General features: G+C 46.0%; 26 protein-coding genes and 1 pseudogene. 10 read left to right on the top strand and 17 right to left on the bottom strand.

The features are described from left to right. Positions 1-18: 18 nt before the first annotated feature. From NDA06_RS05805 to NDA06_RS05815, 3 genes are all read right to left on the bottom strand, one after another. Positions 19-735, bottom strand: coding sequence for a class I SAM-dependent methyltransferase (locus tag NDA06_RS05805; protein WP_190412592.1), 717 nt, complete (start codon positions 733-735; stop codon positions 19-21). A gap of 469 nt (positions 736-1,204) precedes the next feature. After that, positions 1,205-1,561, bottom strand: coding sequence for a hypothetical protein (locus NDA06_RS05810; protein WP_190412593.1), 357 nt, complete (start codon positions 1,559-1,561; stop codon positions 1,205-1,207). Positions 1,562-1,696: 135 nt separating this feature from the next. Next, positions 1,697-2,308 carry a Uma2 family endonuclease gene (locus NDA06_RS05815; protein ID WP_190985031.1) on the bottom strand — a complete coding sequence of 204 codons (612 nt, stop codon included), beginning with the start codon at positions 2,306-2,308 and terminating at the stop codon, positions 1,697-1,699. Between the two features lie 397 nt (positions 2,309-2,705). Here NDA06_RS05815 and NDA06_RS05820 point away from each other — a divergent pair, with 397 nt between their 5' ends. Further along, positions 2,706-3,722: an SDR family oxidoreductase gene (locus NDA06_RS05820; RefSeq protein WP_190436927.1), complete on the top strand. Its 1,017-nt coding sequence runs from the start codon at positions 2,706-2,708 to the stop codon at positions 3,720-3,722. Positions 3,723-3,783: 61 nt separating this feature from the next. Here NDA06_RS05820 and NDA06_RS05825 read toward each other — a convergent pair whose 3' ends face one another. The 3 genes from NDA06_RS05825 to NDA06_RS05835 all read right to left on the bottom strand — a co-directional run bounded on the left by NDA06_RS05825 (position 3,784) and on the right by NDA06_RS05835 (position 6,434). Beyond that, positions 3,784-3,909, bottom strand: coding sequence for a hypothetical protein (locus NDA06_RS05825; RefSeq protein WP_277878305.1), 126 nt, complete (start codon positions 3,907-3,909; stop codon positions 3,784-3,786). Between the two features lie 10 nt (positions 3,910-3,919). Further along, positions 3,920-4,612, bottom strand: coding sequence for an ABC transporter ATP-binding protein (locus NDA06_RS05830; protein WP_199292335.1), 693 nt, complete (start codon positions 4,610-4,612; stop codon positions 3,920-3,922). A 568-nt stretch (positions 4,613-5,180) separates the two neighbouring features. Continuing rightward, complete coding sequence (locus NDA06_RS05835) at positions 5,181-6,434, bottom strand: FtsX-like permease family protein (protein ID WP_190412597.1); 1,254 nt, start codon at positions 6,432-6,434, stop codon at positions 5,181-5,183. A gap of 485 nt (positions 6,435-6,919) precedes the next feature. Here NDA06_RS05835 and NDA06_RS05840 point away from each other — a divergent pair, with 485 nt between their 5' ends. The 3 genes from NDA06_RS05840 (at position 6,920) to NDA06_RS05850 (ending at position 8,722) form a co-directional block, all read left to right on the top strand. Beyond that, positions 6,920-7,219 (top strand): hypothetical protein, encoded by a 300-nt coding sequence (locus NDA06_RS05840; protein WP_190412599.1) that lies wholly within the window; start codon positions 6,920-6,922, stop codon positions 7,217-7,219. A gap of 136 nt (positions 7,220-7,355) precedes the next feature. Then, positions 7,356-8,288, top strand: coding sequence for an SH3 domain-containing protein (locus NDA06_RS05845; RefSeq protein ID WP_190985032.1), 933 nt, complete (start codon positions 7,356-7,358; stop codon positions 8,286-8,288). A 215-nt stretch (positions 8,289-8,503) separates the two neighbouring features. Next, positions 8,504-8,722, top strand: coding sequence for a hypothetical protein (locus NDA06_RS05850; protein ID WP_190985033.1), 219 nt, complete (start codon positions 8,504-8,506; stop codon positions 8,720-8,722). A gap of 121 nt (positions 8,723-8,843) precedes the next feature. Here NDA06_RS05850 and NDA06_RS05855 read toward each other — a convergent pair whose 3' ends face one another. Beyond that, entirely contained in the window at positions 8,844-9,605 is a 762-nt protein-coding gene (locus NDA06_RS05855) for a MinD/ParA family protein (RefSeq protein WP_190436933.1), read from the bottom strand. A gap of 218 nt (positions 9,606-9,823) precedes the next feature. Between NDA06_RS05855 and NDA06_RS05860 the strand changes: the two genes are divergently transcribed. Further along, positions 9,824-10,966 carry an IS4 family transposase gene (locus tag NDA06_RS05860; RefSeq protein WP_348251692.1) on the top strand — a complete coding sequence of 381 codons (1,143 nt, stop codon included), beginning with the start codon at positions 9,824-9,826 and terminating at the stop codon, positions 10,964-10,966. A 205-nt stretch (positions 10,967-11,171) separates the two neighbouring features. On the opposite strand, the gene NDA06_RS05865 is transcribed toward NDA06_RS05860, so the two are convergent. Together NDA06_RS05865 and NDA06_RS05870 are read right to left on the bottom strand one after the other, a co-directional pair. Next, a complete protein-coding gene (locus NDA06_RS05865) occupies positions 11,172-11,498 on the bottom strand; it encodes an ArsR family transcriptional regulator (protein ID WP_190412603.1) in 327 nt (108 codons plus the stop codon). A 117-nt stretch (positions 11,499-11,615) separates the two neighbouring features. After that, a complete protein-coding gene (locus NDA06_RS05870) occupies positions 11,616-13,973 on the bottom strand; it encodes a CHASE2 domain-containing protein (protein WP_190985034.1) in 2,358 nt (785 codons plus the stop codon). 546 nt (positions 13,974-14,519) lie between these two features. Between NDA06_RS05870 and NDA06_RS05875 the strand changes: the two genes are divergently transcribed. After that, positions 14,520-15,332: a DUF928 domain-containing protein gene (locus NDA06_RS05875; RefSeq protein ID WP_190985035.1), complete on the top strand. Its 813-nt coding sequence runs from the start codon at positions 14,520-14,522 to the stop codon at positions 15,330-15,332. Positions 15,333-15,384: 52 nt separating this feature from the next. Here NDA06_RS05875 and NDA06_RS05880 read toward each other — a convergent pair whose 3' ends face one another. From NDA06_RS05880 to NDA06_RS05915, 8 genes are all read right to left on the bottom strand, one after another. Further along, complete coding sequence (locus tag NDA06_RS05880; RefSeq protein ID WP_347276133.1) at positions 15,385-15,543, bottom strand: DUF6760 family protein; 159 nt, start codon at positions 15,541-15,543, stop codon at positions 15,385-15,387. Next, the gene (locus NDA06_RS05885; RefSeq protein WP_348232901.1) at positions 15,528-15,905 is read right to left on the bottom strand and encodes a phage tail assembly protein; all 378 of its coding nucleotides are present in this window, start codon (positions 15,903-15,905) and stop codon (positions 15,528-15,530) included. The genes NDA06_RS05880 and NDA06_RS05885 overlap by 16 nt, the downstream gene beginning before the upstream one ends. A 9-nt stretch (positions 15,906-15,914) precedes the next feature. After that, positions 15,915-16,274 carry a hypothetical protein gene (locus tag NDA06_RS05890; RefSeq protein WP_190412607.1) on the bottom strand — a complete coding sequence of 120 codons (360 nt, stop codon included), beginning with the start codon at positions 16,272-16,274 and terminating at the stop codon, positions 15,915-15,917. After that, on the bottom strand, positions 16,261-16,767 hold the full coding sequence (locus NDA06_RS05895) for a phage tail protein (RefSeq protein WP_190412608.1): 507 nt from the start codon (positions 16,765-16,767) through the stop codon (positions 16,261-16,263). Before NDA06_RS05895 ends, NDA06_RS05890 begins: the two co-directional genes overlap by 14 nt. Before the next feature lie 122 nt (positions 16,768-16,889). Beyond that, positions 16,890-17,390 carry a phage tail protein gene (locus NDA06_RS05900; RefSeq protein ID WP_190412609.1) on the bottom strand — a complete coding sequence of 167 codons (501 nt, stop codon included), beginning with the start codon at positions 17,388-17,390 and terminating at the stop codon, positions 16,890-16,892. Between the two features lie 107 nt (positions 17,391-17,497). Further along, complete coding sequence (locus NDA06_RS05905) at positions 17,498-17,968, bottom strand: phage tail protein (protein ID WP_190412610.1); 471 nt, start codon at positions 17,966-17,968, stop codon at positions 17,498-17,500. An 82-nt stretch (positions 17,969-18,050) separates the two neighbouring features. After that, positions 18,051-19,769, bottom strand: a complete 1,719-nt coding sequence (locus tag NDA06_RS05910; protein ID WP_190412611.1) for a phage tail sheath C-terminal domain-containing protein — start codon at positions 19,767-19,769, stop codon at positions 18,051-18,053. A gap of 99 nt (positions 19,770-19,868) precedes the next feature. Then, the gene (locus tag NDA06_RS05915) at positions 19,869-20,417 is read right to left on the bottom strand and encodes a Pvc16 family protein (RefSeq protein WP_190412612.1); all 549 of its coding nucleotides are present in this window, start codon (positions 20,415-20,417) and stop codon (positions 19,869-19,871) included. Positions 20,418-20,657: 240 nt separating this feature from the next. Here NDA06_RS05915 and NDA06_RS05920 point away from each other — a divergent pair, with 240 nt between their 5' ends. From NDA06_RS05920 to NDA06_RS05935, 4 genes and pseudogenes are all read left to right on the top strand, one after another. Beyond that, a complete protein-coding gene (locus NDA06_RS05920) occupies positions 20,658-21,812 on the top strand; it encodes a HAMP domain-containing sensor histidine kinase (protein ID WP_190534702.1) in 1,155 nt (384 codons plus the stop codon). Positions 21,813-21,891: 79 nt separating this feature from the next. Next, positions 21,892-22,569, top strand: coding sequence for a response regulator transcription factor (locus NDA06_RS05925; protein WP_190412614.1), 678 nt, complete (start codon positions 21,892-21,894; stop codon positions 22,567-22,569). 99 nt (positions 22,570-22,668) lie between these two features. Next, positions 22,669-24,012, top strand: a complete 1,344-nt coding sequence (locus NDA06_RS05930) for a DUF4255 domain-containing protein (protein ID WP_190528430.1) — start codon at positions 22,669-22,671, stop codon at positions 24,010-24,012. Then, positions 24,009-25,174: pseudogene (locus NDA06_RS05935) on the top strand (ATP-binding protein); the annotation flags it as partial. The gene NDA06_RS05930 and the pseudogene NDA06_RS05935, both read left to right, overlap by 4 nt.

A 25,174-nucleotide genomic window follows, 5' to 3' on the forward strand; every position in this document is an offset into this window, starting at 1 on the left:
CCCTCCCTGTTCAAGCTTTTACAAAGATGTCATGATCTGAATCAGCTCAGTAGATAAATCCACTTGACATTTCTGCTGCTTCCTAAACAAAACACCTGCTAAAAGATAGATGTTCGCTGAGTAAAAAGCCATTTTCTTTTCTCGCAACTCTCTAATTGTGTTTTTAACCTTTGGCTCACAACTGTAATAACCAAAGTTTAGAGGGGAGACGATAAAATTAGCAATCGAGTAGCCTTGCATGATTGCATAATTAATAAAGCCCTCCGGATTAGAATAACTAGAGAGCATTAGTAAGACGTTTTCATAATCTAAAGATAAAAGCCGTTTGGCAATTTTAGACCCATCTGTACCCCCATGTAACAGGGGTTGATAAATATTCTCATCTGGCGCTGGAAGGTATGGTGGATTTGAGATCAGATAATCGGCCTTGGGAAGAGATGCCTCAAAGAAAGAAGTATTGTGGATGATATATTGGGCGCTAAGTTCGTATTCCTGAATATTTGATTTAGCAGTTTTCCAGGCTAAGTCATTGAGTTCAAAGCCATGTATAATTCCATCAAATCTGGTTCTCATTAAGGAGTTAATGACTGGGGTTCCATCTCCTGAACCAAATTCGATAATAGTTTTACCATGAGCGCCCTCATTTAAAACTAAACTTTCTAAACATTGAGAATAAAAATTAGATTCTTCTGGGCAATAGAATACATCTTTTACTGGCCTGGATGAAATTAGCATAGTTTTCTCGGTGATAACTATAACAAAGCTAATTCATCCTCTATGCTTTTGTGATCTATCAAGAGAATTATACCCAAAGGCATTGACAAGCATTTACATTTATTTATAATTTTCTAAGGTGTTTTTACAGACTTTTAAAAAACACTGTTTTTCTGAACAAAAAACAACAAATGGCTAATTGCTTTTCAACACTTAGCAATTAACCATGAGTCATCATTAAGTAATAAATGGAGCTATAAAAAGTTAAGCAACTACTGCCAGTTGGTTAAGATCGCCATTCAATCCACAGGTATAAACTAATCTTTGATGAGTACCTGGAGTTTGGCTAGCAAGCTACAAAATATCTTTGTTAACAAAACCTGGGATGATATCTGTGTGAGCGCACATCCATCAGAAGCCAGCATTGCCTAACGTTGTTACTACAAGCATCAAACCAAAGGCGAGGCAATACTGACGACATGAAGCTGTTTCAGGGGTGGTTGATAGCGCTAGAAGCATTAGGGTAGCGTTTGCGGAGGACAACTGTATTGTAGTTGTAGGCGATCGCTAGAATATTCATGACCAGGCAGGTGCTTCCCAAACATAGCAGGATATAGGTGGGAGGCAGCACTACCCCAACCTGGAACCAAGTAAAGACGTGTAGCACCATCACCAGAGCAAAGACGGTTGCCACTCCAGCACTCCGCCACACCTGAACTTGAGGGCGACAGAGTGCAGCCAGAATCATTGTCCAGATGGTAGCACCCAAGTTGGCTGGAACCAGAAACGCGCAAATGGCGATACAGTGGGCGCGTGAAAACTCAGAGAGGGAATTAAAGTCCAACATCTGTTCATTATATCGAATGGCAAGATTTTACAAGACTTTTTGCGATCGCCTGTAAACACTCACGGCTGTTGATCACATTTATTCACATACGACTGCGATCGCTTTCCCACTAAAACTGCACGACCTTGTCTAAAACTACATAATTTGTTTTAAATCTAATACAAATCCAGGAAACACATCTTCTCCTGATAAATTTGCCGGATTTTCTAGAATTTCCACATCCTGACCTTGGCGATAGATTTCTACTCGCTGGTTTTTCCGGTTAATTAACCAACCCAATCGAGCGCCATTTTCCATATACTCTCTCATTTTCGCTTGTGCGATTTTCACTGAATCGCTAGGAGAAAGTAACTCAACCACAAAATCAGGACATAGCGGCACAAATCCCTGTTGTTCTTCAGAGGTTAAAGCATCCCAGCGACGCTCCTCCGGAGCCGCTTCGCTAACGCGTCTTACCCAAGACGAATCAGGTGAACGAGCTGCTCCATTCGGCAGTTTGAAGCCACTCGAAGAGTCGAAGGTAAGCCCTAGATTGCTCTGTCGGCTCCAAGCTTGGAGTTGATACGATAAATCGATATTACGATTTCCAGTTTCGCTACCTGTAGGGGGCATAATGATTAATTCTCCCGATGCTGTGCGCTCAAATCTTAAATCCCGATTGTTCTGACATGACTGGAAAAACTGCTCGTCTGTCAAGTCAATCGTTAATTTGAGGGTAGAAGGTAAAGTAATTGTTGTTGTGTTCATAAAGTTATTAAAGTATTAACTCGCTTATATTTTCTAGTCTATTATCGCTCTGGTATAAAATTTGCTCCCTCCTTCTTGCTTCTGTATTGGCTCTAAATAAATTGTTTTCTTTTTTTCTCATTTTGGAAAATCCACTCGTGGATCGCCTGCACGAATTTGGGGCTGACTTCTGTAAAAGTGGGCTACCCTGCGATCGCAAAATCTAGGCAAAGGGCGCTACTCCCATCCCCATTGTCAACCTTGAGGTCAACCCTGAGACTGATGTAACCCGCCGTGAGTCGATTAATTTAGTTAATAGAACTTAACATTCGACAACTAAGGCAACGTTCCTGGATGCAATTGAGCTGCAAAGGTGAATGGTTTGTCGTCAGCAACTTTAATAAAAGGATGAGCAACAATGCAATTAAAGCCAATCACAGAGCAAGTCGTCGCCGTCGTTGGCGCTTCTAGCGGCATCGGGCGCGAGACAGCTTTGCAGTTTGCCCACCGAGGCGCAAAAGTAGTCGTCTCAGCTCGCAGCGAACCAGGGTTAAAGTCTTTGGTGGATGAGATACAGCAACAAGGCGGTGAAGCAGTCGCAGTCGTTGCTGATGTCACGGATTTCGAGCAAGTAAAAGCGATCGCAGATAAAGCTGTGCAGGTATACGGGCGACTCGATACCTGGGTGCATTGCCCCGCCACGGGCGTTTTCGCCACTTTCGACAATACAACACCGGAAGAGTTTAAGCGGATTATCGATATCAGCCTGATGGGGCAGGTATACGGAGCAATGGCGGCGCTACCTCATCTCAAGCGTGAAGGACGCGGGGCGCTGATCCACATCTCTTCAATGGAAGGCAGGCGTTCATTACCCCTCCAGAGTGCCTACTCCTCAGCAAAGCACGGGGTTGAGGGCTTTCTAGAATCTCTGCGCGTCGAGCTGCAACATGAGGGAATCCCCATCAGTGTGACGAGTGTGAAGCCATCCGTGATCAACACGCCCTTCTACAACAACGGTCGCACGAAATTAGGCGTCAAGCCGACGGGAATACCGCCGTACTATGAGCCGAACCTTGTTGCTGATGCGATCCTCTACGTAGCCGAACACCCCACTCGTGACTTTATTGTGGGGGATGTGGGCAAGCTGTTAGATGTGGTTCAGCGCATCTCACCGGGACTGGTGGATCAAATTTTGGTTCTCATCGGCTTCAATTTTCAGAAAACCAACGAGCCAAAGTCTGAAGATGCGCCAGATAATCTTTACGAGCCGATTCTCAGCCATGACAAAGTAGAAGGAGATTTTGGCAATCTAACGATTCCCTCCTTTACTGACTGGCTGGATAAGAATCCACCGGTTAAATGGGGCGCTGTAGCAGCTGCGGCGTTGGGAGTTGCCGCAGTCGTCAAAGAGTTTTTCCCAGGAAATAATATTTAAGGCGATCGCATCAGGGACACTACTTGGTTGAAAGCGATCGCATCCAACCTCAGCTGCCTTCTCATCTAAAGTTGCGATCGCTCTCATAATTCTTAAAAGGAATGGGGAATTGGAAAGAAGGCACGCCTAATTTCATTTCCACTTCTCCATTCTCAAACAGCAACAAACTATCAATGACCCGATTCACAAATTAGATGTTATGCCTTCAACCTTCCATCTTCTAGATGCAACACTCGATCGGCAACATCCATAATTCGACTATCGTGTGTCACCATCAGAACCGTGCAACCGCCTTCCTTCGCGAGCTGACGCAGTAACTCAATCACAGCGTGTCCGGAGTGAGAATCTAAAGCCGCCGTAGGCTCATCTGCCATAATCAACTGAGGATTGCCAGCTAAAGCACGAGCGATCGCTACCCGTTGTTTTTGTCCCCCAGATAAATCGCGGGGTAAATTTTTCGCCTTATCCGCCAATCCCACCTGTTCTAGCAAAATTTGTGCTTGTTGCCGTGCCATTCGTCCCCGAATCCCTTTCAGATTCAGCGCTACTTCTATATTCTCAGCCGCAGTCAGCGCCGGAAACAAGTTAAATCCTTGAAAAATAAAGCCAATATTTTCCAGTCTGAACTTTGCTAACTGGCTCCGAGACATCCTTGTAATCTCTTCCCCCAGCAAGTGTACACTGCCAGCAGTCGGCGTCAAAATCCCAGCCAAAATTGATAGTAAGGTCGTTTTACCCGATCCAGATGGCCCCATCAATAGTTGAATATCGCCCTTGAAGATTTCCAGATTGACTCTTTTAAGGGCTTGGAAACGCGATCCTCCCGACTGGAATACCATTTCTACTCCGATGCCGATAATGGCTTTTCTGTGAGCCTGAAGCGAACTCATAGAAGGAATAGCATCTAGATTTCGGACACTGGCAAATTGAGTACGGTTGCTTTGGGAAAGAATCATCAAAATTTCTATTCGTTAGGTCTAAACTACAACGAGTTACTAAATGCAATCTGTCTTAAGTAACCATACTCCGGACAAAATTTCAACGGAAGCATCGAAGGAAAGAATCAGATGCAGGCTTTAAGAAGAAACCAAACATTAATGTCTCCGGCTCTAGATAAAAGCTGTTCGACTATTGAACAGCGAGCAGGAATCAATCTATTTGATAGAGATTGACATTAGGGACTAAATAGTAGTTGTGCCTCCTAGTAGCACGAACCCTGATCCACTCACCGTTTCAAGTGAGATTGAATTACACTCACCTAATTAAAGTACGCACACTTTCCAAAATAGGTTTGTATAATGTTTTAATTTCTAATTGTTCCGCCCTGTTGCCAATATAAAGTTCAACTCACTATCAGTTAGGATAAAACAGACATCTACATTTATTATTGATGGTCATTGAGTATATCAGGTTCCTGAAAACCATCGACTATTATCCTAAAGCGGCAAAATTCTGAAATCATGCCTTAAAAACAATAGCCGGATCGACACGAGTCACTCTTTGGATAGCGAAGATAGCTGAACCAACACACATCAGAGTCGTAATCCCAAAGATGGCGATCGCACTTCCAGGCGTGATTAAAATGATGATTCCCTGAGTAGCAAACGTCCAAGCTCCCAACCCCTGGCAAAGAACCATGCTGGGAATATAGCCCAGAACCGCCATCCAGAGCGCCTGCTCGACAATCACACCGTAAATCTTCCAATCAGAAGCTCCCATCGCCTTGAGCGTACCATACTCCTTTAAGTGGTCAGATACAGAAGCGTAGAGGATCTGACCTGCGATCGCCATCCCGATAATAATGCCAACAACGGCACCCAAGCCCAAAATAAACCCAATTCCCGTGCGCTGCTGCCAGAAAACCCGCGTCTGCGATGCCATTTCAGCCTTCGTATAAGCGCGGGTATCTGGTAGTGCTGCTTCTAACTTTTTCTTGAGTTGCTGTAAATCTTGACCGGGCTTTGCCTGCACCAATACATAAGTGATTAAATCAGTAGGAGTTAATTTCTGGGGTGCAGGAGCAGACAGATTATTCGCAGCGGGTGGGTTATTAAAACTCGCCGACGCACTGGTACACTTTATGTCACCCGATTGGAGCTTGCAGTTTAAACTCGTCGTTACGCGGGAATTTGCGTAAGCGTTGGCAGTCTCCAACGAGGTGAACAAAAAAGTATTCGATGTAATTGATTGAGTGTCTTGCGTCAGAGCAACTAACTGTGCCTTAAATGAGCCAACTTCAGCAACATCGCCAATTTGTTTGATGTTCAAAGGACGCAAATTAGATTTATCCAGCATCACCGTGTAAGGCTGCTTTAAGGCACTCAAACTTCCTTGAATAACTTTCCCTGGACTAAATAATTCTCCGGCTGGATTGAATCCGATGATTCTCATCGGTGAAATCTTGTTCCGAGAATCTCGCCACAAAGATGCTTGGACAATCAGCGGTTCAGCTTGTTCTACGCCTTCTACCCGTCGAGCCTCAACAACTCGCTGCGCGGGTATGGGTAGTGTCAGCTCCATGTGAATCATATCCGCTGAGGATACCCAGATATCAGCATTGGAATTGTCGATTAGCAAAGTCGTAGCGCGAGTAAATCCATTGAAAATACCCGTTTGAATAGTGACTAAGCTAACTGCAAACATAATCCCCGCCTGAGCTGCCAGGAAGCGGGGAATATCCTCAAATAGGTTTTTGCGGGCGATTGATGCCATGAAAGGAGTTGTTTACTAGCGTGTTTATTATAAAACCGGAAAATTGAAAGACAATTTCTGCAAAACGAGCGAAATAAACTGAAAATTGCGTTACAGTACCCCAAACCCGATTTCTTAGAACAATCAGATTTGCTAATCCTATTCATTGTGCTTACCGATATATCCGCACTAAGATGGATTTTTTAAATTTATTTTACTGTGAAAGGATTAAGCTTGGTTCTGGCTGCGATTTCCCTATAATTACCGACGTGCTGAGAGGAGTTCAATGCGATCGCGTCTTTTCCGTGTCAGAGGAAATCTCGCCTATCCAGCGTCAAGCCAAGCCTCTGGCTATCAAACAATGCTGCTGCGCTCTCTACCTTTGCCTTTACCAATTTAATACCCGCGAAAGAGTAAAGAGCGATACTAACTAAGCTACCTTCATAAATAGAAACATCGTAATAAACAGACTACGCTCAACTTAAAATAACATAGGAGAAAAATTCATGAGCGACGAACAAAATCCAGTATTGCCAGAAGATCCCAGCGAAGCAGAACCGGGAAGAGGGGCACCAGGAAACAACCACATTGGAGTTCAATTATCGCAATCAGTATTGGGCGTGAATGCAGCAGATGCGGTGATTCCATCTAATGTGGACAAAGAGCTGAATAAACACCAAGTTGAAGCAGCTAGAGAACAAGAAGAAGGAACTGGTTTAGATACGACCGAGGGTTACATCCTGGATGAAGCGGGGCAGCTAAACAATTTTGCGATTGAGCCTCCAATGTATGTAGAAGAGAAATAATATACGACCTTTGCTGGGAGTGCCAATCATCAGCCTCCCGGCATATTTACATATTTAAAAACAAAAATTTAATAACTTTGCCTGAAATCCTAGCGTCTCAACTGTAGGTAACAAAAAGACGTTATCGGCATTAGTTATGAAAAAAATATACTTTTTGATTATGGGGGCAGTTGCGATTTCGGCAATTACTGGTGCCACTCTAGCAACAGCCGGTCGCCAAACTGGCGCACAGAACCAACAAAGCATAGAAACAAATATACCGGAATCAACTTCGATCCCAGAAGCAACTGCGATCGCTTCCACCGTTAAAACCAACAACGATGCAGTTGAAGCCACAACGCCACAGATAAAGACTCAAACGGATGTGGCAATACAGCCAAAGCTGGATGACTTTCCCCATCAACGCATCGTTCTGGTAGATGAAGTAAACCCAGAAAGTGACTTCGCTCAATTTCGGCAACAGTTGCGGGAAGCAGTGCGATCGCGCGATGCTGAGTTTCTGCAATCCATTTTGCCCCCCAACCAAATTGGCATTGGTCACGGCATCAGCACCCTCCCCGATTTAAAGCTAGAAAATCACAATGCCCCAATCTGGGGATGGCTAGAAAAAGCCCTAGCTGCCGGTTGTTTTCAAACCATTAACCAGGGGCAACCGGACGTTGACCCCCAATCTCCAGGTTGGATTTGTAGCACCGTACCGCGCGATTTTGCTCAACAGTATCCCGCACCGAATTCTGCCGATGGCGTTTCCTACGAATTAAGCCGCGTCATCATTGTGGGTGAAAATGTGAATGCGCGATCGCAACCCAGCCTAGAGAGTCCAGTAGTCGGCTTACTCTCAAACGAAGTCGTCAAAGTCAATCGTCAAATCGAAGAACAACGGGCCAGAGAACGGGCGCAACGAGGCGAAGATTACAGTTCCATCAACGGGTGGACTGCGGTAATTTTGCCAAATGGAAAACCGGGCTACATGTCCAATCGCTTTGCTTATTCTCCCCTTGAATATCAAGCCGTCTTTGGCACAGTAAAAGGGCAATGGCGTCTGCTTTATATGCCCGGTGGAGAGTAAATCAAAGTAAAAGTATCGCTATTTCGGGGAAAATTAGACAGGCGATCGGGAATTAAAAGCAAGTTTCCTACAGACTAAAGCTTGAAGCCTGGTAAATGAAGTTCGCAAAGGTGACTTCACGAAAACTATCTCTGTATTTTCGAGCTAGCAAAGCAAAGATTCTGTTACCTTGTCAAAATTCTCCAGCCTGATGAATACCTTTGAGAGTAACGTCCATGCCAGTAGATTTAATCATTCTAATTGCCGCACTCATTGTATCCTGGTTAGTCTTCACCTTACTCATTAAGGTAGTGAAAGCCAGCATCGGCACAGCCATTTTAATTGCGGCAGTTGTTCTCGTTTTACAACTCTTCTTTGGCATTGACCCCCAAGACCTTTGGCAGCAGATAACCCAACTTCCCCAAACTATTTTGCGAATGGTTACGGGCAATTAATTAAATTAGCAAAAGTCCATAGTGTAGGGGAGTTTATCAATATGCTTAGCTAATCACCAATATTTTGTCAAACCCGTCCCTACAAATCAGTTGTTTTTTCGGTTGCACTAACAATTACCTATTAAGCCATAATCATCTTGGCAACCTTTTCCATCACCTTACTCAAGGGATGATCTGGAAACCGCAGGCAAAAGAGATCGCTGCTTGCCATTTGAATCATCTCTTCTGAAAGCGGCAAAATTCCGGCCACCGGAGCATTGTAGGTTTTTTCTACCTGTTGCTTCAAGGCATCAAAATCCAAAACGGGTAGTGCCTTATTTACTAGCAGTAACATCTTAGGCACCTGTAATTTCCGAGCCACTTCCACCGTTACAGCAGTCCCCTGAAAGTCCTGGCGGTCTGGACGCAAAATTAGCACCAAGATATCAGAGATAGTAATAGAAAGTAGAGTTTCTTCGTTAAGACCTGGGTGGGTGTCAATAAATAAGTAATCCAGATTCAAGGTTTCCATTATCTCTTGGAAACCGTCATTGAGGAGACCAAAATCAAATCCCTCGCGCAGAACTTTAGTAATATCCCCTGCTTTGATACTAGAAGGAATCAGATGAATGCTGCCGCCTTTAACGCCAGTTTTTCTTAAAACTGAGGTGACATCATAAGCAGCTTCTTCAATTAAACAGCGACCCCACAGGTAGTCATTGAGAGAGTGTACCATCTTCTGCTCATCGAAACCGAAAAGCACGTGAATTCCTGGCGATTGAATATCGGTATCAACGATACCAACGCGATACCCAAAGCGAGCCACTAAAGCTGCCAGATTCGCCGTCGAATTTGATTTGCCGGTGCCACCCCGGAATGAGTGGATGGACACAATTTTTGACATGGTTTACCTCAATATGTGAGAGGATTCTTCATCCTTAATAGAAAACAATCGAGAAAGCCCACTCAAGGGCGCGGGGAATGAACCGTGCGGCTTATACGCTATACCATTTTGCTCACGGGGTGACAACCCCGTCAAAAGCCTAGTGCAAGCGCTCCTGAAGCCAAGTTGCGGTAAAAAAAGATGGGGTCACTCTTGTTAAAAAGCCCCATCTGTTAAAAATGCTTCCTCAATTTTATCAAATTCATCTGCAACAGCAACTAAAAAACACCGAATACTTGACTCTAAAAATTTTGATATACCTCTTGCAATCTCAAAAACAAGTCAGCATTGAATTGCTGGCTTCGTTAATGCCTTATCCTATTCAGTTTGAAAGCCGAAGGCGCAGTTTACAAAGATTTTTAAAATTATCTTGCTTAGAAATTGATACTCTATGGTTTCCGCTAGTTCAAGAAATTTTAAAGAGAAAATTTCCGAAAACTCAGCAAATTAAAATAACGATTGACCGCACACAGTGGCGAGACAAAAATGTTTTTGTAATTAGTCTGATTTGGGACAAGCTAGCTATCCCATTATACTGGCAACTGTTGGACAAAAAGGGGAGTAGTAACCTTGAAGACCAGAAGTCTCTAATCCGACCTGTTTTAGAGTTATTCAAAGATTACGAAATTATCATCTTAGGCGACCGCGAATTTGGTAGCGTTAAGCTGGGTAGCTGGCTGTGTGAACAACAAGTGAAGTTTGTTGTTAGGGTAAAACAAGAGCGTTATATCCAGCAAGAAGATAAAGAATATACCCGCCTATCAGGATTAGGATTATTACCCGGAACTAGCTTTTTCCTCCCTGACGTTAAAGTGACGAAACAAAAAGGGTTTGGTCAGTTTAATGTTGCAGGTTATTGGCGACGTAAATATCGGGGTAAGGGTGAAGATGAGGGTTGGTATCTCTTAACTAATTTAGGGAGTTCACAGCAAGCGATTGCTGCTTTCAAATGCCGCAGTGGGATTGAAGCTATGTTCAAAGATTGTAAGACAGGTGGTTATAATTTAGAGAAGAGCCACGCTAATAATCACCGTTTAAAAAACTTAATTCTCTTGATTGCTCTGGCTTACACTTGTGCTGTATTCCAAGGTAAAAAAATCAAACGCATGGGAATACAAAAATATATTGGTCGGCTTACCGAATTGAAGCGCTCACAGCGCCGACACAGTAGTTTTTGGATTGGATTATACGGTCAATCTTGGGTAATGGGAATGGAATTTTGCCAGGATATTGTTCATGAATTAATGGTAATAAGATGTAACAAGCTGCCATTTTTTCAGAGAGGTCTGAGGGCTATGTCCTTGATTTTACGCATATTTTGACGGGGTTGTCACCCCGTGAGACCATTTTGTCTTTTGGTTGCAACATATAGATTCTCATCTGCTCTTTTTTCAAGCGTTAGGGAGGGGCTGGAAGAAGTGTTAATCTAGCGCCTCACAACCCAAATAGGATTACAACCTTATCAAGGTAATAGAAACTTGCATTTAGGCTAATTCCCACAGCTTGATAGACGCTTATTTCGTTTACTCACTCCAGGTTCTGCCAGATATTTGTAGATAGCTTGCTTCGCTGTTTAGAGGCAAGGCGAGGTCGGTAGCGGAGTGTTTCTCCCTCTTCTAGTTCTTGCACAACGCCTTGAGCGACTAGAGCTTCTAACTGGGTGCGGGCAACTTCCTCACTTTCGCCAGTGTGAGCTGCCACTTCCGGCAAGGTCACGTTTTTTTGACGCATCATCCAGTTGACGAGTTTTTGCAGGTCATCGGGCAAATTCATCATATCAAGCATATTCAGACCAATATCAGTTTGGTGTCCGCTGGAATCGGTGGGTGATTGATCGATTCGATCCTGATTCATCTTTTCCTTCCTTGTTCTTCAGCTAATGATGTGAATCGCGAGCCTACGCATCCGGCGTAGCATACTCAGTTCGATGTATCGGTAGATGTCCTCTAATAGCGCTTTATCTCGCCGCCATCAGGTAGATTCAGTCTCTGTATTCCTCACGGTTTTTGCCCGTTGCTGCAACTGCTGGAAGTAATCGAGTTCTTCGCTTTCAGCTTCCTGGCTAGTCTCTAGAACTTCTATTGTTGAGGAATTTGACTCGGTAGTGGTTTCTGCGTGCCCGTCGCTGCTCGAATTTCTCAAGTTTGCTCGTTGCTGCAACTGCTGGAAGTAATCGAGTTCTTCGCTTTCAGTTTCTTGGCTTGCTGGTGTGACATCTGCTATTGAGGTATTTAACTCAGTGGCAGCTTGGGTTTGCCTATCTTCCTCCCAATTTCTCAAGGTTGCTCGTTGCTGCAACTGCTGGAAGTAGTCGAGTTCTTCGGTTTCTTCAACTTCTTGGCTTGGCTGGAGGACTTTTGGGGTGGAGGTATTGGACTCAATTGCGGCTTCTCCCTGTCCGTCCTGCTGATTGCTTAATTCTTGGACAGGAGAAGTAATTTGGCTTGCCAATGCAACTTCTGGTATTTCAACGTTTGATTCCGCAACAGCTTCTGCTTGCCCATCATGATGCCGATTTCTTAACTTTTTACCCTTTTTCTGTAACTGCTGTAAGTAGTCGATTTCTGCTGTTGTTTCAGTGGCTTGGCTTGCCTGTGTAGCTTCTGGTATTTCAACAGTTGGCTCAGTGGTAGCTTCTGCTTCCCCATCATTGGAGCGATTTCTTAACTCTTGTCCCTTTTGCTGCAACTGCTGTAAATAGTCGATTTCTGTGGTTGTTTCAGCGGCTTCTAGGATTTCAACGGTTGACTCAGTGGTAGCTTCTGCTTCCCCATCATTGGATCGATTCCTGAAACTTTTTCCCTTTTGCTGCAACTGTTGTAAGTAGTCAGTTTCTGCCGTTGTTTCAGCCGCTTCTGACCTCTCGACTTTTAATTTAGAAGTTGTTTTTTCAGAAGGATTGCTTTCTCGACTCCTGAGATTTTTCGCCTTTTCCTGCAATTCTTGGAAGTAGTCACTTTCTGTAATTTCCGCTACTTGGCGTTCTTTCTTTTCCTGGTCAATCTCAATATCGATTTTTAAAAACCCTTTGACGCCTTGATAGATGGCTTTGGCGTATCCTCTATCTACCAAAACGACGCCGACTGCCGTTGTCACCAGTGCCAATGCTGGGGGCACGAGGGGTATCCATCCTGCTTTGAGAAACAAAACATAACAAGTTCCAAACAAGAGGGCGATCGCTCCCCCTCCCGCAATCACCAAGAGCAAGGGACGCCGAATTCGCCATGCCACTAAGCCTCCCACCAACGACCAGGCCCAAATCCATCCAATTTCGCCCCACTCATTCCAGTACCAAAATAGCGGTCGTTTATCCAGAACTGCACTGAGGATCTGACTCACAACCTGAGCATGAATGACCACTCCGGGCATTTTCTGAGTGCCTTCTTGAGCAGCACTATAGGGCGTGTTGAAGTCGTCATTCACGCTAACTGCGGTGTAGCCAACCAAAACAACCCGATCTTTGACTAAAGCTGGATCTATCTTGCCTTTGAGTACATCTGTAAGCGTTATCTTTTGGGCAGGCAGATTTGCCGAACGGTAGTTAATCAACATCTGCAACCCTTCCGTGTCGGCTTTCCGGTATCCGCCAGCATTCGGATCGGGGCTTTTGAAGAGAGTGGAACCGATCTTCAGATTCCCGTCATCTGAAGGTTCTGCTTCGATTCCCTCAGCTTGCAGGTACATGAGTGCTAGGGTCAAATCCAAGGAGGTGAGTTGCTCTTCAGGATCGCTACAAAGATGGGGGTTCTCTAAGGGAGCGTTCGGGACTGGAGGATTTGCCACTAAGAGACTGCGCCGAACCCATCCATCAGGTTCTTTGACAAAATCAGCAAATCCCACTTGGTCTGGTGAGATTCCAGGCGGTGGCGGAAATCCTGCCTGTTTACCATCACTGAGTTGGCAGATCGTAATAATGCGATCGCTTCCTTTGAGGATCTTCAATAAATTGGCATTCCCCTCTTTGACCGGAACATCCCGAATAATATCTATACCGATGGCTCTCGGTTCATACTGCTCTAGTTTCTCTAACGCTTTGGCAATTGTGGCATCCGAGATAGGCCACCCTTTCTCAGTTTGGATATCTCCCTCAGTAATCTCCACCAGCAACAGGCGATTATCTGGACCTTCATCACGACGCATCCGAGTCAGCTGGTCAAAAGCACCCAGCTCTTGTCCTTGGAGTATCCCTAGTTGCCTAGCTCCCACGACCAAGCTTGTCGCCACCACACTGGTGAGAACAACTTGTCCACCAAAATTTAAAGCTGCTGTGCGTAGGTTGTTTGTGTTTGATAGCAGGGAGCGAATCTTTGAACTGAGCTGAGAAACCATATAATTGCCGCCTCCTCTCTAGGGGCTAGAGTTTTAATCTTCGCTCAATGTGTAGCTTAAACAGAGGAAATTAAGATTAAGAATTTGTATGTATCCTTGTGTCCTTGAAAATTGTTTAAGCCGCAAATTGAGCCGTCAAGAACCAAAAAATTAATTGACTACAAAACTTTATGAAGCTTTTGAGAAGAAATCGGACAAATAGATAATTTTTTTGATTGAAAAAAGAAAAAGTGCCAACTTGAGAGATAATTTTATAGTAGTTATAACATCAAATTTTGTACTAAGCAAAAACCAGCGCTTTTAAGTACCCACTAAGGCAAGAAACATGACAAAATTAATCGCTAATTTCTAGAGATATGCCAGGAAAAGTGGGAAACTTTGTTGAAGATTAAAGAGTCTTTGTCTAAAACCACTACGGTCGCGATCGAGTTTATTTACAAAGCACGATGCCTCATGGAGGCGATCCCTTTGGAAAGTGTTTCGATCCCTTTGTATGCACTCCGCTTGCTGCTTGCTAGGTAAACCCACTGCAACAACTTAAAGATTATGGTGAACAAGTCTTCTGTGTATTTCACAACACTCTCCTTAGCCTTGTTTGTGGGGCTTAGTGCGATCGCTACCAGCTTTCCAGCCACCGCCACCACAAAAAGCAAACCGATTCAACAACCCAGCCTGAACCGTAGGGAAATGCGTGTAGCAGGGCGCCTAAGATTTAGGCTGCCAAGGGTTGGGGCACCCAAAACTAGAGAACCGGGAGCATCGCGTGGTAGCAGCAGCAGCAGCTGCACCGCCCAAGGAAAGTCGCTCATGGCATTGTTGCCCAGCACAAATGTAGGCTTGAGTGTAGCTGCTCACCCGACCTTCTTTGTTGCCGTTCCCGGAACTTCCGCACAGGAAGCAGAGTTTGCGCTGTATGACGGGGAAAAAAGTACGCAGGCAAAATACGAAACAACATTTCCGATTCCGAATAAGGCAGGTGTTGTTAGTATTCGCCTTCCTCAAAAGGATGCACCACCGCTAGTTGTTGGCAAAACATACCGTTGGTCGTTATCACTAATTTGTGACCCCGAAGATCGGGGGGCAGATATTCTTGTAGAAGGATGGATTCAACGAGTCCAACCGAGTTCCCTCCTGAGCAATGCGTTAGCGAAAGCAGCACCGCGCGACCGCCCAGCAATCTATGCAGATGCGGGGATGTGGCTTGATACCGTCGCCTCTCTAGCTGACTTACGTAACGCCAATCCTAAAGATTCCAGCTTAATTAGCGATTGGAAAGACTTGTTAAAGTCAGTTAATCTCGGCACAGTTGCTGAAGAACCCTTAGTGAAGGTAGACATCAGCCAGAATCCAACGCCCTAAAATAAAGCATTGTAGATGAAGCAGGGGCAAGGGTTCTCCCCTTGCCCCTGCTTTATTCTGGCTGCACCAGCTGACTAATTTCTGTCACCCAATCCCGGCGATCGCGATGTTCTAGATTGAGGATATCCTCTAAAGACCAGTGAAAGTGAAAAGCTATCAAGGCTACCTCTTGGCGTAGTACGTCCGAAGGGTAGCCTAGAATTCCCCCGATAGAGAAAGCTCCACCTGAAATTGACGATTGCACTGGGGACACTGAACCGGAATGTAAGCTTCCCCCTCCTGGTTAATGCGATTGTAAAACTCCCGCAAATATGCTAGATCTCGCGAGAAAAGACCCTCTAACAGTGTAGGCGTTACCTCGGTTACAGTACCGATACAGGTAATCACCCGCGAGAGCATTACCAAGACTCCATAAGCTGGATTCTCCTGAACGCCCCGGTCTTTTTGGACGCACATTTCATCTTTTGCCGTTGCCAGACGCATCACCCCCTGGCGATGAACGCCCCCTTGAGCATCGATCAATCCTCTAGGGAGGACAAATTCAAATTCTGTTTGGATGCGATCGCTGTCCATCTCGTCGGGTTACTCGGAATCAGAAGCCAGTGCAGGATTTGCAGAGGGGTTCGTGGCTTCTTTCAATCCTGCATTTTCCTGTTCTAGGTCATTAATTTGACGATAAAATTTCTGGAGATAATTCAGGTCACAAGCAAAAAAGCCTTCAACAACTGAAGGCGTGACCTCCTCCAACGCTCCCAAGCGGACAATCACGCGGGACAAAATAATCACTGTAGCGTAGGCAGGATTTGATTTAACACGCGGATCTCGCAAAGGGACAATCTCATCCATCGCCCTCGACAAACGCATCACACCTTTGCGGTGCAGATTGCCATCCGCATCGAGATATCCCTTAGGTAAAGTAAATTCAAACTCAGTTTGAATCATTCCTTGCTACTTGAATCCGTTTTAACTGTTCAACTGTCATTTCTATTTCTTCAATCTCCAGCTCACCCCCAGCCGCATTCACATCAGAAATTTTATAGCTAGTAGGCCACGCCCGTTGAAACTCAAATCTAAACTGTTCTTCCGCCGCTTGATTATAAATCACCAAAGAACCATCTCGTCGTTGTTCAGCCCAATCTCCATCCTGGACAGCTTGAATCCAGTTCCATAACGTCATCGAACAAGTCAGACCCCGGCGCAGAGTAATATTGCTGTAACTAACCTTACCCGGAATTTTTGTACTGACAATTCGACCCTTAGATTCCCCATCTTTTCCCCACTTTTGAGGTGTCACCTCAGAGATTTCTATCACCTGTTGGGTAGACTTAAAACCACTACAATCCATAAAGTAGCCGTCTACTGCATCATTGCTGCCATTTAGTTTTAGTTCTAGAAAAAATCGGCAAGTGGTGAGAATTTCAGGGAAGTCTGTCACAGTTGATACCGCCTTACAACCAATGAGCTTTCGAGCTGATAAATCAATGACTGGTGAATAAGACTGTGCAACATCTCACCTCACCAGCGCAGTTTTACAAGGAGTTGACTTTAGAATTCCTTCTACGCCGATACAGTAAACTTCATCCGCTCGTAGTTCAGCTTAAGCGTCCAAGTTTCCAGTTCGCTACTCCCTGCGTCCCGCTTAGGAACATCAAAACTATTGGGAAGCACCCCTACAAAACTGTAAGTTAACCCCACCTTCCCCTCTGAACCGGAGTAATAAACATTAATTGTCATTTCTTTGCGTAAAGTTCGCGCTTTTGCAGCTTCCCCAAGGTTAGCTTTCGAGGCGCAATCCTTGTACCACTCCCACAGCTTATCGTCATTTCCGCCTTGATGCGCTCCTGGCACCAAAACGAGCGTTATCTCGCCATACTTCGGTTGACTCGGAACACTGAGAACTAGTGATTTTCCTTTCGGGCCAGAACCGATGGCATTATCAGCACCCTTTGGGGACATATCTACTGACATCCCACTGACTTCTTTGATAATGATGTCTTTGATATCACCAATTGCTACATCGTAGTTATCACTAGATAGTAACTCAACAGCATCAGCCATAAATAACCTTCCAATCAATTACAAAGTGCAAAGGAATGATTTTTGCGATCGCTTCTTAAAGCGAACAAAATTAAGAATATTGTCTCAAACACCCAGACTTAGATAGATCAAGCTGGATCGAATTGGTCAACCTGTAGCGTAAAGGTTTCTTCAAGCAACCCGCCATCTGCACTGAGTTTCCCGATTTGATATTTACAAATCCAAACTCCGCTCATCTTCCAAGAGTCCACCATTTCTCCAGCTGAGTTATAGGATTTTATTACGCCTTCTGCCATCCTGGCACTCGTTGGAAAACCGCCACCATCCTCTGCTTTTGGCATACACTGTAGCAACCACTTTCGCATCAGTGAGCTAGTGCTTTTTGCATCTCCACTCGCTAGGGTTACTAAAGTAATTTGAACCGCGGCTTCCCTTTTCTTAGTAAGAGTCTGCCGTACAGCTCCCTTGGCACCAGACATTAGAGCATCACCGTGTTGAACGTCAGTCTTATATGCTGGTAAGTCAACACTTTTAAACTGTAAACCGTCACCTACACCCTTAATTTCTAATTCAAAATTCTCAACGGTAATAATCGCCATTATTCAAAACCTCCTTACAAATTTTTCAATATCAGCTCAGATATCAGCTCTTGATCAAGAGCTGATATCTGAGAGTTTTAACCTACTGGTTAGGAGACCACTGACTGATGCGGAAGATCACAAATTCCGCTGGTCGGACTGGGCAAACTCCAATTTCGACATACAAACGACCCAGCATTACCGTCTCATGGGTGTTGATACTGGCATCGCACTTCACGTAGAAAGATTCACCAGGCGAACCACCGAATAATGCCCCTGCACGCCACAGCCGTTCGAGGAAATTGCTGACCGTGCGGGTAACTCGCGCCCACAAATCTTGATCGTTAGGCTCGAACACAACCCACTGGGTACCAATTTCAATCGAGCGCTCAATGTAGCTAATCAGGCGGCGGACGCTGATATAGCGCCACTGGACATTAGCCGGTTCTACCAGAGTCCGTGCGCCCCAAACTTGGAAACCTCGGTTGTAGTTAGCAAAGTTGCGGATACAGTTAATCCCCACCGGGTTCAACAGTTCCTGTTCGCGGAAGTTAGTTTCGTAGGCTAGACCCAAGACACCGCGAGGAACTTCGTTAGCGGGTGCTTTAAAAACGCCACGAGTCTCATCAGTGCGGCACCAAATCCCCATCATGTGACCGCAGGGGGGAACCAAAATCGGTCGTCCGGCATTGCGTGGGTTCGCTACTTTAATCCAGGGATAGTACAACGCCCCAAACATGGAACGACGATTGAAGTTACTTAACCACTGAGCTACGTGCTGAGGCTTTTGTTGCTCAGGGGGTACAGGCTCTCCGCCTCCTTTGCAAGGTGGGGGATCGAGAACTACCATGCGGTAGTTGGGGCTGGGTGCGTTGTTTTCGCACATGCTAACCATCATTTCCATGATGCCGTGAACCTGATCCAAATCCAGCAGGCCGCGTTGGTATGCCAGCATTAGGTCGGGGCAAGCAATCATCGAAACTTCGTCAATTTCAAAAATCCCTTGGACGCCCGTGCGGTCATCACGCACCCCATTTACATCCCGTGGAAAGCGTTCAGGGCTAGAAATGACGGGTGGAGGGCTGACTTCATAGGTGCCGTTGACAGGTCGTCGAGACAGGGGTTGTCCGCTGGTGGACATATCGGTGACGGACAAAAATTGAGATGCCTCTTGGTCGCCAATCCCCTCATTAATCGCAGTGATGACATAGGTACCCACTTGCGCCTCGACGTCCGGGTTCATGGTCAGGTGGCTGTACTCTTCGAGTTTCTCTCCACCGCGACTAACGATGACTTTAAAGTATTCACCCGTGTTGAGTGGGGGTTCTGCCTCTGGATCTTCAGGAGCTTTGGGTTCATCGGGAAGGATTGAAACATTGACTCGTCCACCGGGTAAGGCAAGAGCTGAGCTACCATCCTCTTCGCCTTCGGATGCCTTAATCGCAAACATCAAAGAGGGACGATTTCCAGAGGTTCTGAGCTTTGTGGCTGTTTCCTCCGGTGCTGGTGGTTCCGAACCGGGGAGTTTGGTACCAATGCTAGTCACCCAACAGCGCCCACCGCCGTTCATAAACCAGCCATTGACGGCAAAAGGGAGGTAGGCGTTGAAGTCTGTGTAACCATCGGAGCCTTGTTTGGCAAAATACTCTAGGTATTGGCTCCAGTTGGTAATCATCATGGGTTTGAACAGTTCGGCATCACCGCGTACATCCTCGGTAAAGCCAACAAACCCAGCAACACTCATGCTTACGCCTTCAATCGGGCGACTACCACGGTCTACTTCTTCGACGTAGACACCAGGAGCAAAATAATCCATTGGCATAGCGTAGTCTTCCTTGATTAGTGGTGGGTAATCGGTAATTGGTAATCGGTAATTGGTAGGGGCGATCTAGCAGGTCGCCCCTAGAGTAGTAGGTAATTGTTACGACCTACTACCTACTACCCCATTCCCTACTACTTCTATAGGTGTGATTGGTTCTCCTTGTCCTAGCTGGTTAAAGGGAACTGTCACGGTTACATATAAAGCTGGACGTAATGGAACCCCCAGCGCACGCCATAGAGCGACGGCATCAATAAGCCCAACGGCAGAAATGGTCATTGACAAGTTGCCATAACCCCGTAGTGAAGGCGCTAGCAGCTCTTCTGGTAGCCAGCGGTAACGTAACAACAGCATCAAGGCTTCTGACAGCAGACGCTGTTCTCCCAGGACGGTACGATCCCAGGCACTGACTAGGAAGGAAATGTCAAACCATAATGGGGAATACTTCCCAAAAGTGGGTGGATGCGGTTTTTCCTGGTTAATCCTGTGGTCTACCTGACTGTTTTCCCCGATGTTGTAGCAGAACAGGTTCAGTGCTGGTCTTACATCCTGCCGCATACTAGGGTGGTTGAAATCAATTTGCTCTGTACTGAGCAGGGAAGTCCCTTCAGCCAGGATTTCTGCCAAAGTCTGGGCAGCAGCAGGGATCATAAGACTGGGTGTTTAGGCTGTATAGGTCTAGATTAGGAAGACAACCCCAGAGTGTTTATTAGACTTTGGTCGAAACTTTAAAAAATGTGTGTAAATACGGATGAAGACTGAAATCCCCGACTAAGCTAGATTTGTCATTTATTTCTTGCGGAAGATGACAAGCTCCGCAAAATGAAAATTCAGTGGTGCTTACATCCGATTCAACGTTACTGAAATATCCTGTATGGCGGGGAGTTACAGATGAAGGTTGGAATAAAACGGTTTGCTGTACAGGTGCATCCACCTTCCTCCACACTCGGTTCGCTAGGTACACCGTACCCTCCCGATCTTAGGAGTATTTGCAAGCTCCATCTCGAACAGATTGGCGCACAACTACCCGTTGTAGCCGCCTGGATTGTTTACCAAGATTCAGATACCCAAAAGCGTCAATTAGTAGCCTATTATCCAGACGAGCGCCAAGGAAATTACGCAGAGTTGCCCAAATTTTTTGCTGAGGTGGGGTGGGAAGATTCCCTACCTGCGCTGAAGTTGAGCGAAATAACCAAGTGTGCTAAAAGTGCATCTGCTGACGCCGCTTGTAGCTACAACACTTATGTTTGCCCTCTCAGCGAGCAGAAAGCCAAAGAAGTTGGGTATTTGCTGTTATGGAGTAAAAATCCCCTTTCTTCGCTGCAACAACAAGGCGTAGAAAAACAGGCTCAATTGCTGAGTCACTACCTGGTGATGTCTCGCGAGTGTTCCCATCAAAAAGCTGAGATTCAATTACTTGAGCAAGTGCTAGGTCGTACAGAACATCAACTGCGAAATCCCTTGGCACTGATTAGTCTTTACGCCGAAAATTTATGTTTAGGGTTGCCATCTGGCTGCTTGCAAGAGCAGGCTGGGATTGTTCGCGAAACCGTGAATGAGTTAATTGAAAACTTAACGGATTTGGTTTATTGCGGACAGCAGGCAAAACTACAGGTAGCACCTTATGAGCTGCGGAAAACATTGGCTGAAAGTATCCAAGGTCTGCAACCTTGGTTAGAAGAAAAACGACTGCATATCCGCTATCCGGAGAAGCCGGTCACGCTGGCAGGGGATCGATGGCAGATGAAACAGGTATTTGACAACCTGTTGAGTAATGCAGTTCATTTTAGCCCCCCTGGGGGAATGATTACTTGTAATTGGCAAGTCTTTCAATCTGAAGTAATCGTTGAAGTTTCCGATTGCGGTTCCGGGCTTTCTGAAGAAGACTTGAAACAAGTATTCACACCTTTTTATTCTAAGCGTCCAGGCGGTACTGGTTTGGGTTTGGCGATCGCAAAAAAAATTATCCTCGACCATCGAGGAACCATTTGGGTAGAAAACTTGCCTTCTGGTGGGGCACAGTTTTCCTTCACCCTACCTCGATAGCAATTTTCAGTGAGTCAGTGGGAATGATAAATGAGTTACTCACCCTCTAAAACGAACAGTCGCCTTGAGGTTCTCTAAAATGTCCGCACCAGCGCCAATTTCGATTTTACTCGTGGATGATGAACCACGCTTTCGAGCAGGGATACGGACTCTACTTGACTTCTTGAGTAATAACGGCTCTTTTCGATTTGAGATTGTCGGAGAGGCGGCTTCTGTAGAGCAAGCGTTAAAATTAACCGCTGAGCAAAAGCCAGCGATGATTTTGCTGGATATGGAATTGCCCCCTGGAGATGGAATTACCGCCTTGATCGGTTTAGGAGAAATGTCCTATAAGGGGAAAGTGTTAGTTCTCTCAGGACACCGGGAAGACGAATGGGTGTTTCGGGCGATGCAGGCGGGTGCTAGCGGGTACGTGTTTAAAGACCGGGTGGCAACTCAACTGTGCGAAGCAATTAACACCGTCATGAAAAATGAAGTGTATTTATCGCCAGAAGTTGCAGCTTGCTTCTTTCGATTGTTTCAATTTTATGCAGGGCGATCGCATCTTTCCGGTCGGAGCATTCACTTAACCGAACGAGAGCGAGAAGTCTTACACTGGCTCGTTGAAGGATCTTCTAATGAAGAAATTGCCCGCCGCCTTTACATCACAGTCGCTACAGTTAAAGCTCACTTAACAGCAATTTTTGAAAAACTCAGTGTCACCAGCCGCACGCAAGCAATTGTAAAAGCCTTAAAACTCGGATTAGTTAGTGCTTAATGGCCAGAATCTGGTCATTATCTAAAGAAACTTTTGTCAAGTTAAACGTTGAAAACGAATAAATCAGCTTTTTGCGAAGCTGATTGCTGAAATTTTTTTATGAGCAATTATTTAGCGATCGCTACTGTCACTGCTGCTTTGCAAAGAACTTTGCAAGCTGTTGTACAAATAGACCTGGATGGCGCAAGAGTGACAACGGTGCGACCCAGTAACTTAGGGAGTGGCACCCCAGAGACGGGAGTGAACATCTACCTGTATCAAGTGAGTCTCAATCCCGTGTGGCGCAGCAGTGCAGATGTGCGGAATCGCAATCGTAAGGGCGAAATGGCAAAGCGATCGCACAATGCTCTCGATCTGCATTACATGATCAGTCTCTATGGCAATGAGGTTGAGTTAGAACCGCAACGACTTTTAGGCAGCGTCGTCCGTACCCTTAAAGATCGCTCAACTCTAACCCAGGAAATGATTTGGGACACGATCGCTGATTCTAACTTTACCTACTTAGCGGACTCTAACCTCTCCGAACAGCTCGAAGAAATTAGCTTCGTGCCAATGGATTTATCTTTAGAAGATTTATCTAAAGTTTGGTCGGTATTCTTCCAAACCCCCTACACCCTATCAGTTGCTTACCGAGCGACCGTCGTCATGATAGAAGGGGAAGAAGCAGCCCAGAAAGCTTTACCCGTGCGCGAGTACAGGTTCAGCGGTGTGGTGCCGTTTTCCAATCAGCCGGTGATTCAGGAGGTGGTGTCTCAAGCAGGCAGGTTTCAGGCAATCTTGGCAGACAGCACGTTGCTAATTCGGGGTAAAAATTTGAATAGCAACATCACGCGGGTGCGTCTTGGTGAGGTGGAAGCGACGCCCTCAGAAGTTCACGAAACCCAAGTCACATTGCCCCTAAGTGCCTTCTCTGCCGAGTCGCTCCGCGCAGGCGTACAAAGTCTACAGGTGATTCATCACCTCTCAAGCCCCAGCGCCCCTGTAGCAAACGGGGGAGTCGAATCTAACGGCGCATCCAGAGGCAACTCGACCCCCGCGTTAAGCCTCCAGCCTGCTCTCCAACGCAGTGTGGAGTCGAATGTGGCACCGTTTGTATTGCGTCCAACGATTACAGAAGTAAGTATTACCGACATTCAGGGAAGTGGAGATGAACTGCGCTCGGCGAACCTGACGCTGCAAGTAAATCTTACTATCGGCAACAAGCAGCGAGTTGTGGTGGCGCTGAACGAACGGTCAATCGATAACCCAGGCGCTTATCTGTTTGATGCTTTACCGCGTCGAGCCGATACAACCTCGGTAATCATTCCGGTTCGAGATGTGAAGCCAGGAGAGTATTTGGTGCGGGTACACGTAGATGGAGCGGAAAGTATGTTGAGCGTAGATACGGACAAAGACAGCCCGACCTTCCAGCAGTATATTGACCCAAAGGTAGCGATTGTATGATGACCACGACTAGCGATCGCTGGCAAGCAGCTAATCAGCGCTACTTCATGGGAGAAGTTGCTCGCGTGCGTCAGGCGTTAGAACGCCAAGCTGCAAAGATGCAAGGAGAGGAAAAAGGCCAGGAAGAAGATTTTCCTCGTCTGACCTCGAACCTTTCGCCTCCAGCAACACTAGAACAACTGTGCAAAACCTTCGGTTTGTCAGATTTTGAGCGGGATATCCTGCTGTTGTGCGTGGGGATGGAACTTGACCCCAGTTTTCCTTCTTTATGCGCGATCGCTCAAGGCAACGAGCGGCAGGCATATCCGACAATGAGCTTAGCGCTGGCGATTCTACCTGCCTCCCACTGGGATGCACTAACCCCCACGGCATCTTTGCGTCGCTGGCAACTGATTGAAGTTGGGACAGGCACTACACTCACCTCCAGTCCCTTGCGAATTGACGAGCGAATATTGCACTACATCGCTGGCGTGCAACATCTAGATGAACTGCTCATGGGGATTATCGAGCCATTGCACCGATCGGTTCAAAGTTTGGTGCCATCGCACCGACAAGTTGCAGAACAACTGGCAGGAACGTGGTTGCAGGCATCGCAACAAGGTTCGGCGTTACCTGTCGTGCAGCTATGTGGAGATGAGACTGCGAGCAAACGAGCGATCGCATCTGCAACTTGCGCTCTTTTGCAGCTCAACTTAAATGCGATGTCCGCCCAAGTCATTCCCACCAGTTCTAGCGACTTTAACAGTATCCTGCGGCTATGGAATCGGGAAGCGATTCTCAGTGAGAGTGTCCTGTTACTCGACTGTGACGATGTCGAGACAAGCGATCCAGCGCGAGAAAATGTTATCGCCACGTTGATAGAAGGAGTCACCAGCCCGATAATCGTCACTAGTCCTGAAAGACGGCGATCGCGACAGCGTCCCTCAATTACGATTGATGTTAGCAAGCCAACCGCCCCCGAACAACGGGCTATCTGGCAAGATGCCTTGGGTGAAGCAGCAGAAAGCTTGAACGGACATCTAGATACGCTGGTATCCCATTTCAGCCTTAGCGCCCCTTCTATTTACGCTGTTTGTACTGAGGCAAAAGGTAGAGGAGATAATAAAGAATCTCTCTCTTCACTCAGTCCTCAGTCCTCAGTCCTCATCCCTCAGTCCTCACC

This window comes from Trichocoleus sp. ST-U1, assembly GCF_039961835.1.
Classification (GTDB): Bacteria; Cyanobacteriota; Cyanobacteriia; order Cyanobacteriales; family FACHB-T130; genus FACHB-T130.

Excerpts from the sequence above, each read along its gene's own strand:
- NDA06_RS05910 (WP_190412611.1), bottom strand. The coding sequence starts at position 19,769 with ATGCCAATGGATTATTTTGCTCCTGGTGTCTACGTCGAAGAAGTAGAC.
- NDA06_RS05840 (WP_190412599.1), top strand. The coding sequence starts at position 6,920 with ATGAGCGACGAACAAAATCCAGTATTGCCAGAAGATCCCAGCGAAGCA.
- NDA06_RS05830 (WP_199292335.1), bottom strand. The coding sequence starts at position 4,612 with ATGAGTTCGCTTCAGGCTCACAGAAAAGCCATTATCGGCATCGGAGTA.
- NDA06_RS05905 (WP_190412610.1), bottom strand. The coding sequence starts at position 17,968 with ATGGCGATTATTACCGTTGAGAATTTTGAATTAGAAATTAAGGGTGTA.
- NDA06_RS05870 (WP_190985034.1), bottom strand. The coding sequence starts at position 13,973 with ATGGTTTCTCAGCTCAGTTCAAAGATTCGCTCCCTGCTATCAAACACA.
- NDA06_RS05915 (WP_190412612.1), bottom strand. The coding sequence starts at position 20,417 with ATGATCCCTGCTGCTGCCCAGACTTTGGCAGAAATCCTGGCTGAAGGG.
- NDA06_RS05875 (WP_190985035.1), top strand. The coding sequence starts at position 14,520 with ATGGTGAACAAGTCTTCTGTGTATTTCACAACACTCTCCTTAGCCTTG.
- NDA06_RS05925 (WP_190412614.1), top strand. The coding sequence starts at position 21,892 with ATGTCCGCACCAGCGCCAATTTCGATTTTACTCGTGGATGATGAACCA.
- NDA06_RS05860 (WP_348251692.1), top strand. The coding sequence starts at position 9,824 with ATGCTTCCTCAATTTTATCAAATTCATCTGCAACAGCAACTAAAAAAC.
- NDA06_RS05890 (WP_190412607.1), bottom strand. The coding sequence starts at position 16,274 with ATGATTCAAACTGAGTTTGAATTTACTTTACCTAAGGGATATCTCGAT.
- NDA06_RS05805 (WP_190412592.1), bottom strand. The coding sequence starts at position 735 with ATGCTAATTTCATCCAGGCCAGTAAAAGATGTATTCTATTGCCCAGAA.
- NDA06_RS05920 (WP_190534702.1), top strand. The coding sequence starts at position 20,658 with ATGAAGGTTGGAATAAAACGGTTTGCTGTACAGGTGCATCCACCTTCC.
- NDA06_RS05855 (WP_190436933.1), bottom strand. The coding sequence starts at position 9,605 with ATGTCAAAAATTGTGTCCATCCACTCATTCCGGGGTGGCACCGGCAAA.
- NDA06_RS05865 (WP_190412603.1), bottom strand. The coding sequence starts at position 11,498 with ATGAATCAGGATCGAATCGATCAATCACCCACCGATTCCAGCGGACAC.
- NDA06_RS05885 (WP_348232901.1), bottom strand. The coding sequence starts at position 15,905 with ATGGACAGCGATCGCATCCAAACAGAATTTGAATTTGTCCTCCCTAGA.
- NDA06_RS05815 (WP_190985031.1), bottom strand. The coding sequence starts at position 2,308 with ATGAACACAACAACAATTACTTTACCTTCTACCCTCAAATTAACGATT.
- NDA06_RS05835 (WP_190412597.1), bottom strand. The coding sequence starts at position 6,434 with ATGGCATCAATCGCCCGCAAAAACCTATTTGAGGATATTCCCCGCTTC.
- NDA06_RS05810 (WP_190412593.1), bottom strand. The coding sequence starts at position 1,561 with ATGTTGGACTTTAATTCCCTCTCTGAGTTTTCACGCGCCCACTGTATC.
- NDA06_RS05845 (WP_190985032.1), top strand. The coding sequence starts at position 7,356 with ATGAAAAAAATATACTTTTTGATTATGGGGGCAGTTGCGATTTCGGCA.
- NDA06_RS05930 (WP_190528430.1), top strand. The coding sequence starts at position 22,669 with ATGAGCAATTATTTAGCGATCGCTACTGTCACTGCTGCTTTGCAAAGA.
- NDA06_RS05900 (WP_190412609.1), bottom strand. The coding sequence starts at position 17,390 with ATGGCTGATGCTGTTGAGTTACTATCTAGTGATAACTACGATGTAGCA.
- NDA06_RS05850 (WP_190985033.1), top strand. The coding sequence starts at position 8,504 with ATGCCAGTAGATTTAATCATTCTAATTGCCGCACTCATTGTATCCTGG.
- NDA06_RS05820 (WP_190436927.1), top strand. The coding sequence starts at position 2,706 with ATGCAATTAAAGCCAATCACAGAGCAAGTCGTCGCCGTCGTTGGCGCT.